The following is a 17,344-nucleotide window of genomic DNA, read 5'->3' on the forward strand; positions in this document are numbered from 1 at the left end:
GTAACATGCAGCAAAAAAAATTCAAAATTGCATATGTGGCAACATTATTCGGGCATCTGGAGGCGTTTCATATTCCTTATATGAACATGCTTAAAGAGCGAGGATATGAGGTTCATGCTTATGCCAGTGAAGACTATGGTTTTAATGCAATTAACACACATGTTGAATGCTTCAAAATCCCGTTCAAAAAAAATCCGATTCATCCCAATAATTTTAAAGCCCTAAAACTACTGATCGAGCATTTTAAACGAGAAAAGTATGATATGGTTCATTTTCATATGCCCGTAGCTAGTGTCATCGGCAGAATTGCCGCACGGATTGCTAAAATTCCGGTTGTCTTGTATACCGCGCATGGTTTTCATTTTTGTAACGGAGCACCAGTTAAAGACTGGCTCTTATATTATCCGGTCGAACGTTTTATGGCCAGATGGACGGACTATTTAATTACAATCAATCAAGAAGATTTTAAAAGAGCCCAGAAATTTAAGGTTAGAAAAAAATGTTTGTATATTCCGGGCATTGGCGTTGAAAGCACCCTGATTAAAAATCAGGATAACAAAGCGTTAAGAACTATCAAAAGAAAGGAACTCGGTTTAAAAGAAACAGACTTTGTCCTTTTTTGTGCTGCTGAATTGCGCACATTAAAAAATCAGCGACAAATGATTGAAAGTATTCCTAAAATCAAACAATTTTGTCCCGATATCCAATGTGTTCTAGCCGGGCAGGGTGATCAACAGCAAGAATACGAAATGCTTGCAGCCGCTTTACATGTCGAGCGGCATATTAAGTTTTTAGGTTTTCGCAGAGACATTCCTGAACTGCTTGCATGCTCGGATATTGTTTTTTTGCTATCAACCCGGGAAGGGCTCCCTAAAGCATTATTAGAAGCAATGTCAGCATCCAAACCAATAGTTGCAACCAATATTCGGGGAAATCAAGACTTGGTGGAGGATGGGGAAAACGGCTATATTGTCGAACTTCATGATGTTGCGGCAACTGTAAGAGCGGTAGAGGACTTATATCAAAACCCTTCCTTGCTAGAAAAGATGGGAGAAAGCAGTTTGAGAAAAGTAGGCCAATATGATCTGCAAGTTATATTAAACGAAATGGAACAAATTTATGAAAATGCTCTTCAGGAGGCCTTTATGCATAAAGGGCTGCTGATTAAGAATGAGTTGAATAAAGGTGTGGTTGACAGTTGAATAATCCGCAAGAACCTAACCTTTCAGCGAAACCTCCTGGATCGTTTTCATTAAAATTAAATTTCTCCTGGACCTTTGCAGGGAATGTTGTTTATGCCCTTTGCCAGTGGGGGATGTTGTCTGTAATGGCTAAGCTGGGTAATGCTCAAATGGTCGGACAGTTTGCCTTAGGTTTGGCTATAACGGCTCCGTTTTATATGTTTTCTAATTTGCAATTAAGAGGGATACTGGCATCGGATAGTCAAAATCAGAATTCGTTCAATGAATATGTCGGACTACGAATTCTAGCGTCGTTCATCGCTTTTCTACTGATTGTTCTTACCGTTTGTATAGCCGGTTATCCGGTACAAACTGCAATTGTCATTCTTTTAATTGGCATAGCAAAAGGGGCGGAGTCCGTTAGCGACATTATTTTCGGGTTGCTCCAAAAAAACGAAAGGATGGACCGAGTAGCTATTTCTCTTATGTATAAAGGAATGGCATCCTTATTGCTTCTGGGCGTGTTAGTGTGGGTTACCCAAAATATTATTTTTGGAGTGGCGGGTTATGCCCTAGCGTTCGTTGGCATTTTGGCTATTTATGATTTATATAGTTCCAGAAGATACGAAAAAATTCAACCTACTTTCTCTATAAGCAGTTTGTGGCCCTTAATTCGGATCAGCGCACCGATGGGGGTTGTCATGCTGCTTATTTCTTTAAATACAAATATTCCACGATATTTCATTGAATCTTTTATGAGTTTAGAACAATTGGGATTTTTTTCCGCAATTTCTTACGTGATGGTGGCAGGAACTACGGTTGTAGGTGCGTTAGGTCAGTCGGCGGTTCCCAGACTTTCAAAATATTATGCCGGCAATAATAAAAATGATTTTGTTGGTTTAATGAAAAAATTGTTGATCATCGGTTTTTTGCTTGGGTTGGGGGGAGTTCTGATTGTGTTATTTATGGGTGAAAACATACTTACGATTATGTATCGCCCTGAATATGGTCAATATACTAACGTCTTTCTCTTAATCATGATTGGATCGGGAATAGGCTATGTAGCTTCCTTCCTAGGATACGCCATGACTTCGGCAAGGAAGTATTCTATCCAGCCTTATATTTTTCTACTGGTTCTGCTATCAAGTGTCCTTAGTTGCTTTTGGCTAGTGCCCCGCCAAGGGCTTATTGGCGCAGCATGGTCGCTGATTATTTCATCTGTTGTGAATTTGTTGGGCAGCGGAGTTGTAAATTTAAAAGCAATTCGAGAGTTAAAAAACAAGCAGCAACCTTCCAAACAATCATTATAAGGAGGATCTATATGAAAGTACTTGTTACTGGAGGAGCAGGGTTTATTGCATCACATATTGTCGATAAGTTAATTGAACAGGAATTTGAGGTTATCTGTGTGGATAATCTGTCTTCCGGTAAGAAGGAGAATGTTAATCCCAAAGCTGTTTTATATGAAGAAGATATAACTTCAACGCAATTAAGGGATATTTTTGACGTTGAAAAACCTGATTATGTGATTCATCAGGCCGCTCAAATCGATGTCCAACGCTCCATAACCGATCCTAATCACGACGCTTATATCAATATAATCGGTACCATTAACCTTCTGGAAAACTGCAAGAATTTTGGTGTTAAAAAGCTTGTTTACGCCTCCTCAGCAGCGGTTTATGGGAATCCAAACTATGATGTAGTTGACGAACTACACCCTATTGCCCCTCTTTCTCCGTATGGAATATCCAAGTATGTCCCTGAGTTTTACATAAAAACTTATAACCATGCGTTTGATTTGAACTATACGATTCTACGGTATTCTAACGTTTATGGCATTAGACAAGTCGTAAAAGGTGAGGGAGGAGTAATCGCAATATTCGTTGATAAATTACTCAAAAATGAACCCCTTGTTGTATACGGTGACGGTTCTCAAACAAGAGATTTTATAAACGTGAGTGATATTGCTGAAGCAAACGTCCAGGCTCTTCACTACGGAGACAATCATGTTTTTAATGTAAGTAGAAATGAAAAAATAAACATTAATGAGTTAATCGGTATTCTTTCGAAAATTAAAGGTGAGCCCATTTCACCTATTTATAAGCCCTTTAGAACAGGGGATATTTTGCATAGCTGCTTGAGTAACGAGAAAGCACTATCTCTTTTAAACTGGGTTCCGAAAGTTTCACTTGAGGAAGGTTTGTTAAAAACAATTAACTATTATCAAAAGAAAGAGGAACTTATTCCTCTTTCTTATTAAAGGTGCGGATATGAAAACTAACGGTAAGTTGAAGGTCGCTTTTTTTATTACTTCATTGGCGGGCGGAGGAGCCGAGAAAGCAGTATCCATGCTGCTGGATTCCTTATGTGGTGTGACTTACGAGCTGCACTTAATTGTAAACAAGCTGGAAGGGCCTTATGTTAAATCCTTGCCCGAACATATTCATGTTACTGAACTCGGGGCAGCTCGTCTTCGGTCAGCCTTGCCTATATTAAAGCAAGAACTTAAAAAGATTAATCCTGATGTGGTCATTTCTCATATGATGGAAAACAATCTTTTAATTATGCTGGCTAAATTGACAGGCAAATTTTCATTTAAAACATTGCTTTGTGAACATAGTACTATTCAGCGTAAAAGATTTAAAGGTGCTAACATGCTTCGGACTTGGACTTATTCACGAAGTGATGGCGTAATAGGTGTATCTGCTGCTATGGGCCAAGAAATTCACAGCGTTTTGAAAGTTCCTGAAAATAAAGTACACGTAATTTATAATCCTGTTTTTGACTCTGACTTTATACAAAGAAGCGAGAGGCCGTGTACACATCCTTGGCTCGTCGATATGGATTATCCTGTAATCATTGGTATTGGAAGGTTAGTTCGCGAGAAAAGATTCGATCTATTTATTGAAGTTATCAAAGAATTAAACGAAGGGATGAATGTCAGAGCAATCATATTAGGAGAAGGGCATTTGCGGAGTGAATTACAAGAAAAGATTAATGGGTATAAACTCCAAACAAAGGTTGAATTGGCGGGTTACATGGATAATCCTTTACCATTCTTGAAAAAAGGAAATGTTTTTCTGCAAAGTTCGGATATCGAGGGATTGCCAACGGCATTAATCGAAGCGACGGCATGCGGAATTCCGATAGTGGCTACTAAGACTCATACAGGAACAGAAGAAATATTAAATGGAGGCTCTGGAATTATTGTAGAACGGGAAGACGTAAACGGTATGGTGGATGCTGTTAAATTAATGTTACGGCAGCAACGATCAGAAGTTTCCCCTGCTTATTATCAAAAATTTTCAAGTGAGCAGGCTGCTGAAGAGTATTCCTCATTGATTGATAAACTGTGTATATAAGAACAGTCCAATAAGTTAAGAACGAGGGTGCTTTAAGTGAAGATTAGTATAATAATGAGTATTTTTAATGATAAAGTGTACTTAAAAGATTGTCTGGAATCCATACGGAGACAAACCTTCACGGATTGGGAATGCCTACTAATCGATGACGGTTCGACGGATGGTTCCTCCACGATCTTGCAAGAATATGCAGAGATGGATAAGAGATTTAAAGTGATCCGTTTACCGGAAAATAAAGGGTTAGCAGGAGCCTTGAATGTAGGAATTTCAAAGGCTCAAGGGGAATTCATCGCCAGACACGATGGGGACGATATTATGCTGCCGAATCGGCTGGAGGAGCAATATGCTCACTTAATGGTTAACCCTTCTATTGATGTCTTGGGATCGCACGCATCCATTATAGATGAGAAAGGTAACGTAACGGGGAGGTTAACAACCCCCGCTATCCCTTCCCCGCGTAATATCATGAAGGTCAATCCCGTTATACACCCCTCTGTATTAATCAGAAAATCAGTTTTTGAAAAATACGGGGCTTATAATGAAAAATTACGTCGTTGTCAGGACTATGATCTTTGGTTTAGATTTATGAAACATAACGTTACCTTTGCTAATCTGGAAAAAGAATTGTTATTATATCGTATTACCGATAAATCTTATGCCAAAAAGCGATACAAATATCGGATTTACGAAGCGCAAATATTATGGAATGGATTACGATTGAATAAAATACCGTTAATTCAGGGGATTTATATTTTAAAACCTTTAATCGTTGGACTTATCCCCAAAAAGTTTTATGAAAACTTTCAGAGATTTTATAAATTTAAAAGAACTGCTTAGCAAACAGGTTCGTATTCCGTTGGAGGGGATAGAAGTTGATCTTAGTTACCGGTGCTGCTGGTTTTATCGGTTTTCATCTGGTCCACAAACTTTTAGACGAAGGACAGATTGTTGTAGGTTTAGACAATCTGAACGACTACTACGACGTTCAATTGAAAAAAGACCGGCTTGCACAATTAGGTAAGCGGCCATCCTTTCATTTTGTAGAAGGGGATTTAGAAAACGCAGAGACGGTAAATTCCCTTTTTGAAGCACATAAACCTGCCGTTGTAATTAATTTGGCTGCACAAGCGGGTGTCCGTTACAGTCTGGAGAATCCTTCGGCATATATTTCTTCGAATATTGTCGGGTTCACCAATATACTTGAAGCTTGCCGTACGTATAAGGTGAAACATCTAATCTACGCTTCGTCTTCTTCTGTATACGGGCTCAATAAGAAAATTCCATTTTCGGTGGAAGACTCTGTAGATCATCCGGCCAGTCTCTACGCAGCGACTAAAAAGGCTAACGAATTGATGGCCCATACCTACAGTCATTTATTCGGGATACCGAGTACGGGCCTGCGCTTTTTTACAGTTTACGGACCATGGGGAAGACCGGATATGGCTTATTTTTCTTTCACCCAAAAGATTCTGCAGGGTAAGCCTATTGCGGTGTTCAATCATGGAGATATGCGTCGTGACTTCACTTATATTGATGACATTGTCGAAGGAATAGTCCGGCTTGTGGATCACCCGCCGCAAAGCAAGACAGGAGCAGACGGAGAGAAGGCCGCTCCTTACAGCATTTATAACATCGGAAATAATAAACCGGTCCCTTTAATGAAGTTCATTCAAGTACTGGAGGATTGCCTGGGCCAAAAGGCGGTCATAGACTTTCAGCCCATGCAGCCCGGGGATGTAAAAGAAACATTTGCTGATATCGATGCGTTGGCAAAAGAGGTGGGATTTGCTCCGTCCACATCCATTGAGGTCGGATTGAAACGTTTTGTGGAATGGTATACGGAATACTATAAGACATCAGAAAAAAGTGTGACGCAGACCAGGTAGCTAACCAGCCCTGGTCTTTTTTATTTCATTGGGTTTAGGAGGGAACCATGACAATCAAAAAGGCGATCATTCCCGCAGCCGGTCTTGGGACCAGGTTTCTGCCGGCAACGAAAGCGCAGCCCAAAGAAATGCTTCCCATAGTGGATAAACCGACTATTCAATACATCGTCGAAGAGGCCATTGCCTCGGGAATTGAAGATATCCTGATCATAAGCGGCCGGGGTAAACGTGCGATCGAAGACCATTTCGATAAATCCTTTGAGCTGGAAGAAACATTGGAGCAAAAAGGGAAAATAGAAGATCTGAAGCAAATTCAAGCAATCTCGAATTTGGCGAACATTCATTATGTGAGGCAGAAGGAACCGAAAGGGCTTGGACACGCGATCCTGTGCGCCAAGTCTTTTATCGGTCAAGAACCTTTTGCCGTACTGCTTGGAGACGATATTGTTCAGGCGGAAACTCCTTGCACCGCCCAGCTAATTGAAGTCTATGAAAAATACAAGTCAACGGTAGTCGGCGTTCAGTGGGTTGCGGATAAAGATGTCAACAAATACGGCATCGTAGATGCGGGCAAAGAAATTGTTGATCGTCATGTAATTCCTGTCCGATCTCTCGTCGAGAAACCGCAGCCATCGGAAGCGCCGTCCAATTATGCGATAATGGGCCGCTATATTCTGACTCCCGAAATCTTTAACATTCTGGAGACGCAGCAGCCTGGGGCCGGAGGGGAAATACAGTTAACGGACGCTATAAGAAGACTAAATGAGAACCAACCCACATTTGCTTACGAATTTGAAGGAATCCGTTATGACGTCGGGGATAAATTAGGTTTTATCAAAGCGACAATTGATTTTGCGCTTCAAAGGCCGGATTTAAGCAGTGATTTATATCGTTACATAAGGGAGATATACGAGAAGGATCTTATTCTACAAGGAGGCTGACAGGATGGGCACTATTGGAGTCATTGGAACAGGATATGTCGGGCTGGTATCCGGAACTTGCTTTGCGGAAGTTGGTCACCAGGTCATTTGTTGTGATATAGATGAAGCGAAGATCGCTAAACTGCAAAGGGCGGAGATCCCGATATACGAACCGGGTCTTGAAGAACTGGTAAAGCGGAATTCAAATTTAAATAGACTTTCCTTTTCTTCCGATATAGCCTCCGTTATCCACAGCAGCGATGTCATCTTTATTGCAGTGGGAACGCCGATGTCACCAAGCGGAGAGGCTGATCTAAGCTACGTAAGAGCAGCCGCTGCTGCTATAGGGCAAAGTATTCGTGACTATAAGGTGGTTGTTACCAAAAGTACGGTTCCTGTCGGAACGGGAAGACTTGTTCAGGAGATCATTCGAAGCAATCAGTCAGATCCTTCTATCCCGTTCGATGTCGCGTCCAATCCGGAATTTCTACGCGAGGGTTCGGCTGTCCATGATTGCATGAACATGGAGAGAGCCGTTATCGGGGCGACAAGCGATAGAGCGGCCGAGATCATAGCCAGGCTGCATGAGCCTTTTCGTACAACGATTTTTAAAACGAGTCTGGAGAGCGCGGAGATGATTAAATATGCAGCGAATACGTTTCTGGCTGCTAAAATTTCATTTATCAACGCGATTTCCAATATTTGTGAAAGAGTTGGAGCGGATGTGACAGAAGTAGCCAAAGGGATGGGTCTGGACAGCCGAATCGGCAACAAATTTCTTCAAGCGGGCATTGGTTACGGGGGAAGCTGTTTCCCTAAAGACACCCATGCTTTAAAGCATATAGCCGATATAGTCGGCTACGATTTTAAGCTTCTTGAGGCTGTTATCGAGACGAATGACAAGCAAAGAATGCTCGTTATTGAGAAATTGGAAAAGGCGATCGGCGACCTGACCGACAAGAAAATCGCTGTGCTGGGCCTTGCCTTCAAACCTAATACAAACGATGTAAGGGAAGCACCTTCTCTTACGCTTATTCCCAAGCTACTGGAGAAAGGGGCTCGAGTCCAGGCGTACGATCCTATTGCGGTGGAAGAGGCCCGCCGCTATTTGCCCGATAGTGTGGTATACACCCAAGATTTGTACGACGCCGTTAGGGACTGTGATGCTTGCGTGATTCTGACCGAATGGAAAGAAGTCGTCACGATGGAACTCGATCAACTCCGCGAGCTATTGCGAAAACCTGTAATTATCGACGGAAGGAACTGCTTTGCACTCGAGAGAATGAGGCAGGAAGGGTTTGAATATTACTCTATCGGGCGGCCCGAAGTTCTTGCTCCAAACGCGGTTCTTTCCGTGTAAACCAAAAGCGGGGGGCTAATATGGATAATCATTCAAATCAGTTGCTTGTACATTTACAGCAATTTATTGAAAAAGTCGAGAGTCAGCCGGCCCCATTCTCCCATCTTCAAGTAAAACCATTTGTTGAGGATTTAAAGGATATTTTACTGCCTCATCTTTCCGAAAAATCAGGTTCGTCCAATTAGCGATTCCCCCAACGATCTTTACGGTCGGATGGGGGGAATTTTTTTATTTAGCAGGGAAACGGAAGTGATACTAATGCCGCACCGCAGCCGGTTGCGATTTTTTGTTCTGTTCGGGCTTCCCCTTCTCGTCTGGATGGCGGTTATTTACCATTTTTCTTCGGAGCCATACAGCAAGCAGAATCTTAGGCCCTGGTTAAAGCAGGAATTTTCCGATAAACGTATTAACCAGCTCTTTTCGGAATCCAAGATTCAATATAACGGGAAGGAGGTAAGTATCCGAAAGAGCGGAACGTGGGGATTCGTGGAATTTTTCATCCGCAAAGCCGCTCATTTATTTGTTTATGGGGTACTTGCTATTCTGATTGCCCGTTTGCTGCATAGAGGACTGGGACAAAGAAAATTAGCCGTCTATGTTACGGTTATTTTGGCCTCGGCTTTGTTTGCAGGTTTGGATGAATTCCATCAATCCTTTGTTTCACAAAGAACCGCCGCAATCGAAGACGTTATCTTGGACACCTGCGGTGCCCTTCTAGGTACAGCGATGTATTATTTTTTTCTAAAAATTCTACAAAAATCTCGTAAAAACGCACCGAATTACCCAAAAACTTCTTGATTTGTTACAAAACGTATCTTATAATAATTTATAAATACAGAATGTAACAAGTTGCGACAACAAGAAGCAAAATGAAGAGGTGTGTGTGAATGAAAGCTTTGGATTTGGTCTACTGCATTCACTGCGGTTCGATTGTATCCCGGATACAGGCGGATCATATTTTCAAAACCGGATTTTACCGGGTGTCGATACCGCTGGCGAGCTGCAAAGGCTGTGCAGCCCCGAATTCGAACACCACGAGCTGTCGCGATCTGCCGCATCATGGACGGTTGAACGAGTACGAGACTCGCCTTCCGTTGATGGCGTAACGCAGAACCGGGTTACATGCTCCCCAAGTCGGTAACGTTCAGGTCAGGGAAAGTAGGATGAGAAGAATGGTTGTTGAGGGGGATAAAGCATGGAAGCCTTGGCTCCGCTGGCTGATCAGCTCGCTTTATTTGCTTCTGGGGATCGTTTCATTGGCACTGGGCCTCTGGTTGTTCTAGCCGATCCCGCCGTGTTGTGTGCCGCTTTGACTTTGCGTAAAAAAATGACCGCTCCTGTCCCGAGAGGGCCGAGCGGTTTTTTTGGCGTGTATCCCGATCAGTCTGACCGAAATCTCCCTGCGAGTATAGATAGAAGAATCAGGAATTGATCAGATGTTTGTAAGGCGTGTAATCAATTTTCTCGCGTTCAAGGAAATTCATCAGGCTCCGGTAATCCCGCTTGGGAGTGGCGATGATATAACCTTTGATGCAGTGCTCGCGTGTAACTTCCGCTGCCTCTTCTTCCAAGGCGATCTGCCCGATTTTGGCCGCGATGGAGTGCTTGGCGATGTCGCGGAACGGGCCGGGCACAGGGGCGACAAGTTTGTTAAGAAAGGCTTTGGAATCGTCCGTCCACATATGGCGGGACTTCTCCACGTAGTAGTTCTGCCAGTCGAGCTTGGATTTTCCGTCGGCCTTCGGCAGCACCTTCAGGAATTTACGGAACATAAAATACCCGCCGATCGCCATCAGACCAATGAGGACAAGGGGCCAGAAAGTAATAAACCACATAAACAGGGAGTTGTTCAAAACTCGTCACCTCGGAATCTATGTATTCCCGCGCGGGGCCAGGTTTAAGCACTGGATCTCTATTGAAATTATACCTTATTTCTGGCTTTCTTGCGACATTGCCTGTAAAATAGGGGGAAAAGATTTTACAAAGCAAGGAGCCAATTTCCTATGATTAAAATCGGTTCACACGTTTCATTTTCCGACAAAGGTTTGCTGAATGCGGCCCGGGAAGCTGTCTCGTACGGCTCCGGCACATTCATGATCTACACGGGTGCACCTCAGAATACACGGCGCAAGCCTATTGAAACGCAATATATCGAAGAGGGCCGGGAAGTTATGCAGGAGCACGGGATCGGCGAAATCGTCGTTCATGCCCCTTACATCATCAACCTGGGTTCTTACAAAGACAACACGTACGAGCTGGCGGTCCAATTCCTGCAGGATGAAATCCGCCGCACGGACTATCTGGGCGTGAAAAATATCGTGCTTCACCCCGGCGCGTTTACGGACAAGGATGCGGAGTACGGTCTCGCCCGCATTTCGGAAGGGCTTAACGAAGTCCTCGCCGGCGTCAAAGACACGGGTGTGCATATCGCCCTGGAAACCATGGCGGGCAAAGGCACAGAGATGGGCCGCAGCTTCGAGGAGCTGGCGCAGATTATCGACAAGGTCGAAGACAACGGCCGCCTGACGGTATGTCTGGATACCTGCCATATCCACGATGCGGGGTATGATGTCGTAGGCGACCTGGACGGCGTGCTGGATCAATTCGACCGCGTGGTCGGTCTGGACCGCATCGGGGTCGTTCACTTGAACGACAGCAAGAACCCGCGCGGCGCGTCCAAAGACCGCCATGCTCCGGTCGGAGCGGGCTGGATCGGCTTCGAAGCGATGAACCGCGTCGTTCACCACGAGAAGCTGCGGGGGCTGCCGATGATCCTGGAGACTCCGTGGATCGGGAAGGACCCGAAAACCCAGCGTCCGATGTACGAAGCGGAAATCGCGCTGCTGAGCGGAACCGTCCTGGAACGGTTCGGGGAAGGCTTCGTGGAAGACGTGGAGCGCCTAGCTTCCTTTTTCGAGAAGAAAGAGATCGACTCGCGCGGCTTCGTTCTACAGACCTGGGAGCTGCTCAAAACCGACGCGAAAGCCAAGAAAGCGGACGGGCGCGAACCGATGGAGCGCTTGTACGACATGATCGCGGAAGAGCGTCTGTTCCCCGAGCTGTCCGAAGAGCAGATCAATCAGCGCCTGACGGCATGGTTTGCCGGCAAAGATCTGCTGAAATCTTTGTAAGTTACGGGTAACTCCGTTTCACCACCGGCTAGACCCGGATAGGTTACTATTTTACAGGTACAAAAGGAGAATCCAGTAGAGATGGCAGCAGCAAATACGTCCGGCGCAGCCGGCAAACAAAACCGCGGCAGAATGCTCATTTCCTGCCCGGACCGGCCTGGAATCGTGGCCGCGGTATCCAAATTTTTGTCCGAATACGGGGCGAACATCGTTCAGTCGGACCAGTACACCATGGACCCGGAAGGCGGCATGTTCTTTATCCGGATCGAATTCGACTTAACCGACCTCGAGCAGCGCAAGACGCGGCTTGAGGCCGATTTTGCCGGAGTAGCGGCGGAATTCTCTATGGACTGGAGCCTATCGCTGGCCAGTCAGAGAAAACGTCTGGCGATCTTCGTGTCCAAAGAAGATCACTGTCTGCTGGAGCTTCTGTGGCACTGGCGTGCCGGGGATCTCGACGCGGATATCGCCATGATCGTCAGCAACCACCCGGATATGGCTCCGCTCGTCGAGCCGTTCGGTATTCCGTACCACCATATTCCGGTAACTCCGGATACGAAGGCCGAGGTGGAGAAGCGCCACCTGGAACTGCTCGAAGGCCAGGTGGATCTGATCATCCTCGCCCGGTACATGCAGATTATTCCACCTTCTTTTATCAAGCATTACCAGAACCGGATCATTAATATTCATCATTCCTTCCTTCCGGCTTTCGTCGGAGGCAAACCTTACGCGCAGGCTCACGGGCGGGGAGTTAAGCTGATCGGGGCGACCGCGCATTACGTGACCGAGGAACTGGATGGAGGTCCGATCATCGAGCAGGACGTGCAGCGCGTCAGCCACCGCGACAATGTCGACGATTTGAAGCGCATCGGCCGTCATATCGAGCGGATCGTCTTGGCAAGGGCCGTTTCCTGGCATACGGAAGACCGCATTCTCGTTCATCAGAACAAAACGGTCGTATTCAGCTAACGCCGCGGCCGCGGAGTTATATCACATCAAGGCTTTTCAGAAAAAAATCCGAAGAAGGCTGTCTATGCCGCTTCGGATTTTATTAAAGGAGCATGGCCCTGGACTGTGCCGCTTTAAAGCGGGTCATTCCTTTTTGGAAGCTTGAAGAGCTCTGGCGCCTAAGACGGCGAGTATCACGCCGTAAAGAAGGTGTCCCGCGATCCACCAGATCATGGCGGTTACATCCGAAAGGACGGGTGTTTTCGCCGATACGGCCAGTTGGGTAAGAGGTACGAACAAGGGGATAGGCGAGATACCGAGCAGAATTCCCGGCAGCCACGGTTTTTCCGTGCGTCCGAGCAGTATCGCGTACAAGAACCCGATAAAGACCGAAACCGCCAGATGCAGGGTCAGTTCGAACCATTCAGGCTGATCGCCTCCAAGACCCGGGATAAAGTCGACATTTAGCAGCAGCGTATAGACGCGGGAACCTGCAAAGTATTCCACCGCTTTAAAAAACAGAGCGAGTATGGCCCCGGGCACCAGCCCGAAAGCAAAGCCCCGCGGGACAAGCGTGTTTCCGTTTTCAAAAAAAGAGCGGCTCATCCGCGTTTCCCTCCCCTTGCCCGAATGCGGGCGCTTACACGGCGGGCCTGACATTGCGGTTTCGAATTTTAGCTTTATAATGGAACTAAAGCTTCAATATTGGTGATAATATCAACAACAGTATAACACGAGACTATTCCTAGGAGGATACACCATGTCTGCAAGCAATACGCCTATTCAGGAACTTGCCGTTCACACGATCCGTACACTCGGAATCGACGCTATCGAGAAAGCCAAGTCCGGCCACCCCGGCATCGTTATGGGAGCCGCGCCTATGGCTTATACGCTGTTCGCGAATCAAATGAAACATAACCCGGCCAACCCGACATGGATCAACCGCGACCGCTTTGTTCTGTCTGCAGGCCACGGTTCCATGCTGCTTTACGCGATTCTGCACCTGACGGGTTACGACCTTCCGATGGAAGAAATCAAAAATTTCCGCCAGTGGGGAAGCTTGACTCCGGGACATCCCGAGTTCGGTCACACGGCGGGCGTAGACGCGACAACCGGTCCGCTCGGACAAGGTATCGGCATGGCCGTGGGTATGGCGATGGCCGAAGCTCATCTGGCCGGCCTGTACAACCGTGAAGGTTACCCGGTTATCGATCACTATACATACGCCATCTGCGGAGACGGCGATATGATGGAAGGTGTATCTTCCGAGGCCGTCTCACTGGCCGCAACCCTTAAACTGGGCAAGCTGATCATGATGTACGACTCCAACGACATTTCGCTTGACGGCGATCTGCACGTTTCCTTTACCGAAAATGTTCAAAAACGTTTCGAAGCATACGGCTGGCAGGTGCTCCGCGTAGAAGAGCAGAACGACCTGGAAGCCCTCAATCGTGCGGTTGAAGAGGCGAAAGCCGACACGACCCGCCCGACTCTGATCGAAGTGAAAACGACGATCGGCTACGGCAGCCCGAACAAAGGCGGCAAAGGCGGACATGCCGGACCGCACGGTTCCCCGCTCGGTCTGGAAGAAGCCAAGCTGACGAAGGAATTCTACAAGTGGAACTACGAAGAAGATTTCTATGTTCCTGAAGAAGTCCGCGAGCATTATGCGGCGGTTAAAGAAAAAGGCATCCAGGCCGAACAGGCATGGAAGAAGCTGTTCGACGACTACTGCAAAGCTTTCCCTGAACTCGCCGAGCAGTTTGAACTGGGCGAAAGCGGCAAGCTTCCGGAAGGCTGGGACCGCGACCTTCCGGTGTACACGCCGGAAGACAAAGCTCTGGCTACGCGCGCCGCTTCCGGTAACGCGCTGAATGCCGTAGCGAAGAACGTTCCGTTCTTCTTCGGAGGTTCCGCCGACCTGGCAAGCTCCAACAACACGGAGATCAAGAACGCTCCGATTTTCAACGCGGAAAATTACGCGGGCCGCAACATCTGGTTCGGCGTGCGCGAATTCGGAATGGGCGCCGCCCTGAACGGAATTTCCCTGCACGGCGGTCTCCGCGTATACGGCGGCACGTTCTTCGTGTTCTCCGACTACCTGCGTCCGTCGATCCGTCTGGCTGCCCTGATGAAGCAGCCGGTGATCTACGTCTTCACGCATGACAGCATCGGCGTAGGCGAAGACGGCCCGACTCACGAGCCGGTCGAACAGCTTGCGGCCCTCCGCGTCATTCCGGGCATGACCGTTCTCCGTCCTGCGGACGGCAATGAGACGAGCGAAGCTTGGCGTTACGTGATGGAGCACAACGACGGGCCGTATGCGCTCATCCTGACCCGCCAAAACCTGCCGCAGCTCGAAGGCTCCGCCAAATATGCGCGCGAGAACTTCTCCAAAGGCGCTTACGTCGTATCCGACGCGCCTAACGGAAAGCCGGACGCGCTTATCCTTGCGACGGGCTCGGAAGTCCAGCACGGTGTGGCCGCGCAGAAACTGCTCGCCGAAGAAGGCATCCAAGTACGCGTCGTCAGCATGCCGAGCTGGGAACTGTTCGAGAAGCAGTCCCAAGAGTACAAGGATTCCGTCCTGCTTCCGGACGTCAAAAAGCGTCTCGGCGTAGAGATGGCTTATCCGCTCGGATGGGAACGTTATGTAGGCGACGAGGGCTCTATCCTCGGAATCAGCACGTTCGGCGCTTCGGCTCCCGGCGATCTGCTTATCAAGGAATTCGGATTTACGGCAGAGAATGTCGCCAAGCGCGTCAAAGAACTGCTTAAATAAATACAGGATTGCCATCCGGACGACCGCTTTCACAGGGTCGTCCTTATGTGCAGCCGCCAATCACGAGGGGGAGAACAGGTTGTCGAATTTCGAAGGAGTTACCGTAGTCAAGAAAGCGAACGTTTATTTTGAGGGGAAAGTGACCAGCCGCGCCGTTCTGTTCGCGGACGGCACGAAGAAGACGCTGGGCATCATGCTTCCGGGGGAGTATGAATTCGGTACGGACTCCAAAGAGATCATGGAAATCCTGGCCGGCGACCTGAGCGTCCTCCTTCCGGGCGAATCCGATTGGACGGACATTCAGGGTGAAGGGGAGTTTACCGTCCCGGCAAATGCGAAATTCAAGCTGAAAGTCCGGACCGTCACGGATTACTGCTGCTCCTACATCGCGGAATAGGCTTCCGTTTTAGTTGCGTCTGCGGGCCAGTACGTCTGCGGGTACACGCGACGGCAGATGCATGCACCGCGGCAGCACGAAGCCAAAGACAGAAAAGGCCCTACCGAACGCAGCGTTCGGTAGGGCCTTTCTTGCCGTGCGGAGCTCTCGGCACGCGGTGGTTGGCTCCGCATGACGGTGGTTCACCGGAGCCGCGGTTTCGCCGGTGTGTGCCCCCTGGGATCTCGCGACCGCTTACAGGCGGAGCGGCGAGGCGAGCTTACGCCGCCTATGCTGGATTGTTTTACTCGGTACGCGGCATCACCACGAAACACGCCGATAAAACTGAAGCGCGGTTACCGATACTGTTAACGGACGGTGGTACGTAGTGAGTCCCTAAACAGCGCATAATTCACGAGGCAAGCAGAAATACAAGCCCGCCCGCCGTTACCTTGATACCCACCGGCACCGCCTATAAGGCGAGCTTTACTGCCCGCCTTTCTTCTCCACACGCTCGTTCATCCATTCCTCGTAGCACTGGATGGCGGCGGCCAGGTCTTCCTCGCCGAGGCCTTTGCTCAGGCCCATCTGGAAGACGGTGGTGGCTGCATGCAGCATGGGAGCGGGCAGTTGGAATTTGCCTGTCAGGTCCGACGCCAGCAGCAGATCCTTCAGCATCAGCTTCAGCGAGAACTGGTTGCTGAAATCGCGTTCGAGGATCTTCGGACCTTTGAGTTCGGCCTGCTTGCTGTTGCCGGAACCCGCCTGCACAATCTGCAGGAACTGCTCGGGGGCAAGGCCTGCTTTCGTCGCGATCGAGAGGCCCTCCATCAGGCCGATCGCGTTGATGCCCACAATCGTGTTGTGGGCCAGTTTCGTATAGGAGCCGGAACCGGACGGCCCCATGTAAAGCACCTTGCTGCCGAGATCGCTCAGCAGCGCGTGCTGGGCGTCGAACACGGGGCGGTCTCCGCCGACCATGAACACGAGCGTCGCCGCTTCGGCAGCGGGCTTGCTTCCCGTTACGGGCGCGTCCAGGAAGTACGCCCCGCGTTTGCCCAGATCGGCGTGAAGACGCTGGCTGAGGGCCGGGGAAACGGTGCTCGAATCAATCACGGTAAGGCCTTCACCGGCCTTCTCCAGAACCCCATTCTCGCCGTAAAAAACGCTCTCGATGGCGGAATCTCTGCTCAGCATCGTGAACAGAACCTCGGCGCCGGAGACGGCTTCCGCAGGGGTTGCGGCAAGCGAAGCGCCCGCCTGGACAAGCTCCGCCGCTTTATCGGCACTGCGGTTATATACGGCGACCGCGTACCCTTTGCGGAGCAGATTCAGGGCCATCGGAGCGCCCATGGTGCCTAATCCGATAAATCCGATTTGTTTCATCACTAATCACCT

18 protein-coding genes are annotated in these 17,344 nt (G+C 48.1%); 15 read left to right on the forward strand and 3 right to left on the reverse strand.

Annotated elements, in window-relative coordinates:
- Nucleotides 1–5: 5 nt before the first annotated feature.
- From KVT34_RS25215 to KVT34_RS25265, 11 genes are all read left to right on the forward strand, one after another.
- Complete coding sequence (locus KVT34_RS25215; RefSeq protein ID WP_217562275.1) at nt 6–1,202, forward strand: glycosyltransferase family 4 protein; 1,197 nt, start codon at nt 6–8, stop codon at nt 1,200–1,202.
- Nucleotides 1,199–2,491, forward strand: coding sequence for a lipopolysaccharide biosynthesis protein (locus KVT34_RS25220; RefSeq protein ID WP_217562277.1), 1,293 nt, complete (start codon nt 1,199–1,201; stop codon nt 2,489–2,491). The genes KVT34_RS25215 and KVT34_RS25220 overlap by 4 nt, the downstream gene beginning before the upstream one ends.
- 11 nt (nt 2,492–2,502) lie before the next feature.
- The gene (locus tag KVT34_RS25225) at nt 2,503–3,441 is read left to right on the forward strand and encodes an NAD-dependent epimerase/dehydratase family protein (protein WP_217562279.1); all 939 of its coding nucleotides are present in this window, start codon (nt 2,503–2,505) and stop codon (nt 3,439–3,441) included.
- A 10-nt stretch (nt 3,442–3,451) separates the two neighbouring features.
- Nucleotides 3,452–4,543 carry a glycosyltransferase gene (locus KVT34_RS25230; RefSeq protein ID WP_217562281.1) on the forward strand — a complete coding sequence of 364 codons (1,092 nt, stop codon included), beginning with the start codon at nt 3,452–3,454 and terminating at the stop codon, nt 4,541–4,543.
- Nucleotides 4,544–4,579: 36 nt separating this feature from the next.
- Nucleotides 4,580–5,380, forward strand: a complete 801-nt coding sequence (locus tag KVT34_RS25235; protein ID WP_217562283.1) for a glycosyltransferase family 2 protein — start codon at nt 4,580–4,582, stop codon at nt 5,378–5,380.
- Nucleotides 5,381–5,415: 35 nt separating this feature from the next.
- Nucleotides 5,416–6,429, forward strand: a complete 1,014-nt coding sequence (locus KVT34_RS25240; protein WP_217562285.1) for an NAD-dependent epimerase — start codon at nt 5,416–5,418, stop codon at nt 6,427–6,429.
- Between the two features lie 47 nt (nt 6,430–6,476).
- On the forward strand, nt 6,477–7,370 hold the full coding sequence (gene galU, locus KVT34_RS25245) for a UTP--glucose-1-phosphate uridylyltransferase GalU (protein WP_217562287.1): 894 nt from the start codon (nt 6,477–6,479) through the stop codon (nt 7,368–7,370).
- Between the two features lie 4 nt (nt 7,371–7,374).
- Nucleotides 7,375–8,709, forward strand: a complete 1,335-nt coding sequence (gene tuaD / locus KVT34_RS25250) for a UDP-glucose 6-dehydrogenase TuaD (RefSeq protein WP_217562289.1) — start codon at nt 7,375–7,377, stop codon at nt 8,707–8,709.
- A gap of 20 nt (nt 8,710–8,729) precedes the next feature.
- Nucleotides 8,730–8,894, forward strand: coding sequence for a hypothetical protein (locus KVT34_RS25255; protein ID WP_217562291.1), 165 nt, complete (start codon nt 8,730–8,732; stop codon nt 8,892–8,894).
- 73 nt (nt 8,895–8,967) lie between these two features.
- Complete coding sequence (locus tag KVT34_RS25260; RefSeq protein ID WP_217562293.1) at nt 8,968–9,507, forward strand: VanZ family protein; 540 nt, start codon at nt 8,968–8,970, stop codon at nt 9,505–9,507.
- An 89-nt stretch (nt 9,508–9,596) separates the two neighbouring features.
- A complete protein-coding gene (locus KVT34_RS25265; protein WP_217562295.1) occupies nt 9,597–9,815 on the forward strand; it encodes a hypothetical protein in 219 nt (72 codons plus the stop codon).
- 315 nt (nt 9,816–10,130) lie between these two features.
- On the opposite strand, the gene KVT34_RS25270 is transcribed toward KVT34_RS25265, so the two are convergent.
- The gene (locus KVT34_RS25270; protein ID WP_042229966.1) at nt 10,131–10,544 is read right to left on the reverse strand and encodes a DUF2621 domain-containing protein; all 414 of its coding nucleotides are present in this window, start codon (nt 10,542–10,544) and stop codon (nt 10,131–10,133) included.
- 168 nt (nt 10,545–10,712) lie between these two features.
- Here KVT34_RS25270 and KVT34_RS25275 point away from each other — a divergent pair, with 168 nt between their 5' ends.
- Together KVT34_RS25275 and purU are read left to right on the forward strand one after the other, a co-directional pair.
- The gene (locus KVT34_RS25275; protein WP_217562297.1) at nt 10,713–11,840 is read left to right on the forward strand and encodes a deoxyribonuclease IV; all 1,128 of its coding nucleotides are present in this window, start codon (nt 10,713–10,715) and stop codon (nt 11,838–11,840) included.
- Nucleotides 11,841–11,921: 81 nt separating this feature from the next.
- On the forward strand, nt 11,922–12,809 hold the full coding sequence (purU, locus tag KVT34_RS25280) for a formyltetrahydrofolate deformylase (RefSeq protein ID WP_217562299.1): 888 nt from the start codon (nt 11,922–11,924) through the stop codon (nt 12,807–12,809).
- A 123-nt stretch (nt 12,810–12,932) separates the two neighbouring features.
- Here purU and KVT34_RS25285 read toward each other — a convergent pair whose 3' ends face one another.
- Nucleotides 12,933–13,394, reverse strand: coding sequence for a hypothetical protein (locus tag KVT34_RS25285; RefSeq protein ID WP_217562300.1), 462 nt, complete (start codon nt 13,392–13,394; stop codon nt 12,933–12,935).
- Between the two features lie 154 nt (nt 13,395–13,548).
- Here KVT34_RS25285 and tkt point away from each other — a divergent pair, with 154 nt between their 5' ends.
- Together tkt and ppnP are read left to right on the forward strand one after the other, a co-directional pair.
- The gene (gene tkt, locus KVT34_RS25290; protein ID WP_217562302.1) at nt 13,549–15,570 is read left to right on the forward strand and encodes a transketolase; all 2,022 of its coding nucleotides are present in this window, start codon (nt 13,549–13,551) and stop codon (nt 15,568–15,570) included.
- Between the two features lie 79 nt (nt 15,571–15,649).
- Nucleotides 15,650–15,967: a pyrimidine/purine nucleoside phosphorylase gene (ppnP, locus tag KVT34_RS25295; protein WP_009672106.1), complete on the forward strand. Its 318-nt coding sequence runs from the start codon at nt 15,650–15,652 to the stop codon at nt 15,965–15,967.
- A 465-nt stretch (nt 15,968–16,432) separates the two neighbouring features.
- Here ppnP and KVT34_RS25300 read toward each other — a convergent pair whose 3' ends face one another.
- Nucleotides 16,433–17,332: an NAD(P)-dependent oxidoreductase gene (locus tag KVT34_RS25300; protein WP_217562304.1), complete on the reverse strand. Its 900-nt coding sequence runs from the start codon at nt 17,330–17,332 to the stop codon at nt 16,433–16,435.
- Nucleotides 17,333–17,344 lie beyond the last annotated feature (12 nt).

The sequence above is a fragment of the Paenibacillus sp. GbtcB18 genome, from assembly GCF_019091125.1.
Lineage (GTDB): Bacteria > Bacillota > Bacilli > Paenibacillales > NBRC-103111 > Paenibacillus_F > Paenibacillus_F chitinolyticus.

Bases quoted from the DNA above. Each gene is read 5' to 3' on its own strand.
- KVT34_RS25215 (WP_217562275.1), top strand. From the start codon at position 6: ATGCAGCAAAAAAAATTCAAAATTGCATATGTGGCAACATTATTCGGG.
- tkt (WP_217562302.1), top strand. From the start codon at position 13,549: ATGTCTGCAAGCAATACGCCTATTCAGGAACTTGCCGTTCACACGATC.
- KVT34_RS25285 (WP_217562300.1), bottom strand. From the start codon at position 13,394: ATGAGCCGCTCTTTTTTTGAAAACGGAAACACGCTTGTCCCGCGGGGC.
- KVT34_RS25270 (WP_042229966.1), bottom strand. From the start codon at position 10,544: ATGTGGTTTATTACTTTCTGGCCCCTTGTCCTCATTGGTCTGATGGCG.
- KVT34_RS25225 (WP_217562279.1), top strand. From the start codon at position 2,503: ATGAAAGTACTTGTTACTGGAGGAGCAGGGTTTATTGCATCACATATT.
- KVT34_RS25260 (WP_217562293.1), top strand. From the start codon at position 8,968: ATGCCGCACCGCAGCCGGTTGCGATTTTTTGTTCTGTTCGGGCTTCCC.
- purU (WP_217562299.1), top strand. From the start codon at position 11,922: ATGGCAGCAGCAAATACGTCCGGCGCAGCCGGCAAACAAAACCGCGGC.
- tuaD (WP_217562289.1), top strand. From the start codon at position 7,375: ATGGGCACTATTGGAGTCATTGGAACAGGATATGTCGGGCTGGTATCC.
- KVT34_RS25265 (WP_217562295.1), top strand. From the start codon at position 9,597: ATGAAAGCTTTGGATTTGGTCTACTGCATTCACTGCGGTTCGATTGTA.
- KVT34_RS25275 (WP_217562297.1), top strand. From the start codon at position 10,713: ATGATTAAAATCGGTTCACACGTTTCATTTTCCGACAAAGGTTTGCTG.
- KVT34_RS25255 (WP_217562291.1), top strand. From the start codon at position 8,730: ATGGATAATCATTCAAATCAGTTGCTTGTACATTTACAGCAATTTATT.
- galU (WP_217562287.1), top strand. From the start codon at position 6,477: ATGACAATCAAAAAGGCGATCATTCCCGCAGCCGGTCTTGGGACCAGG.
- KVT34_RS25300 (WP_217562304.1), bottom strand. From the start codon at position 17,332: ATGAAACAAATCGGATTTATCGGATTAGGCACCATGGGCGCTCCGATG.
- KVT34_RS25230 (WP_217562281.1), top strand. From the start codon at position 3,452: ATGAAAACTAACGGTAAGTTGAAGGTCGCTTTTTTTATTACTTCATTG.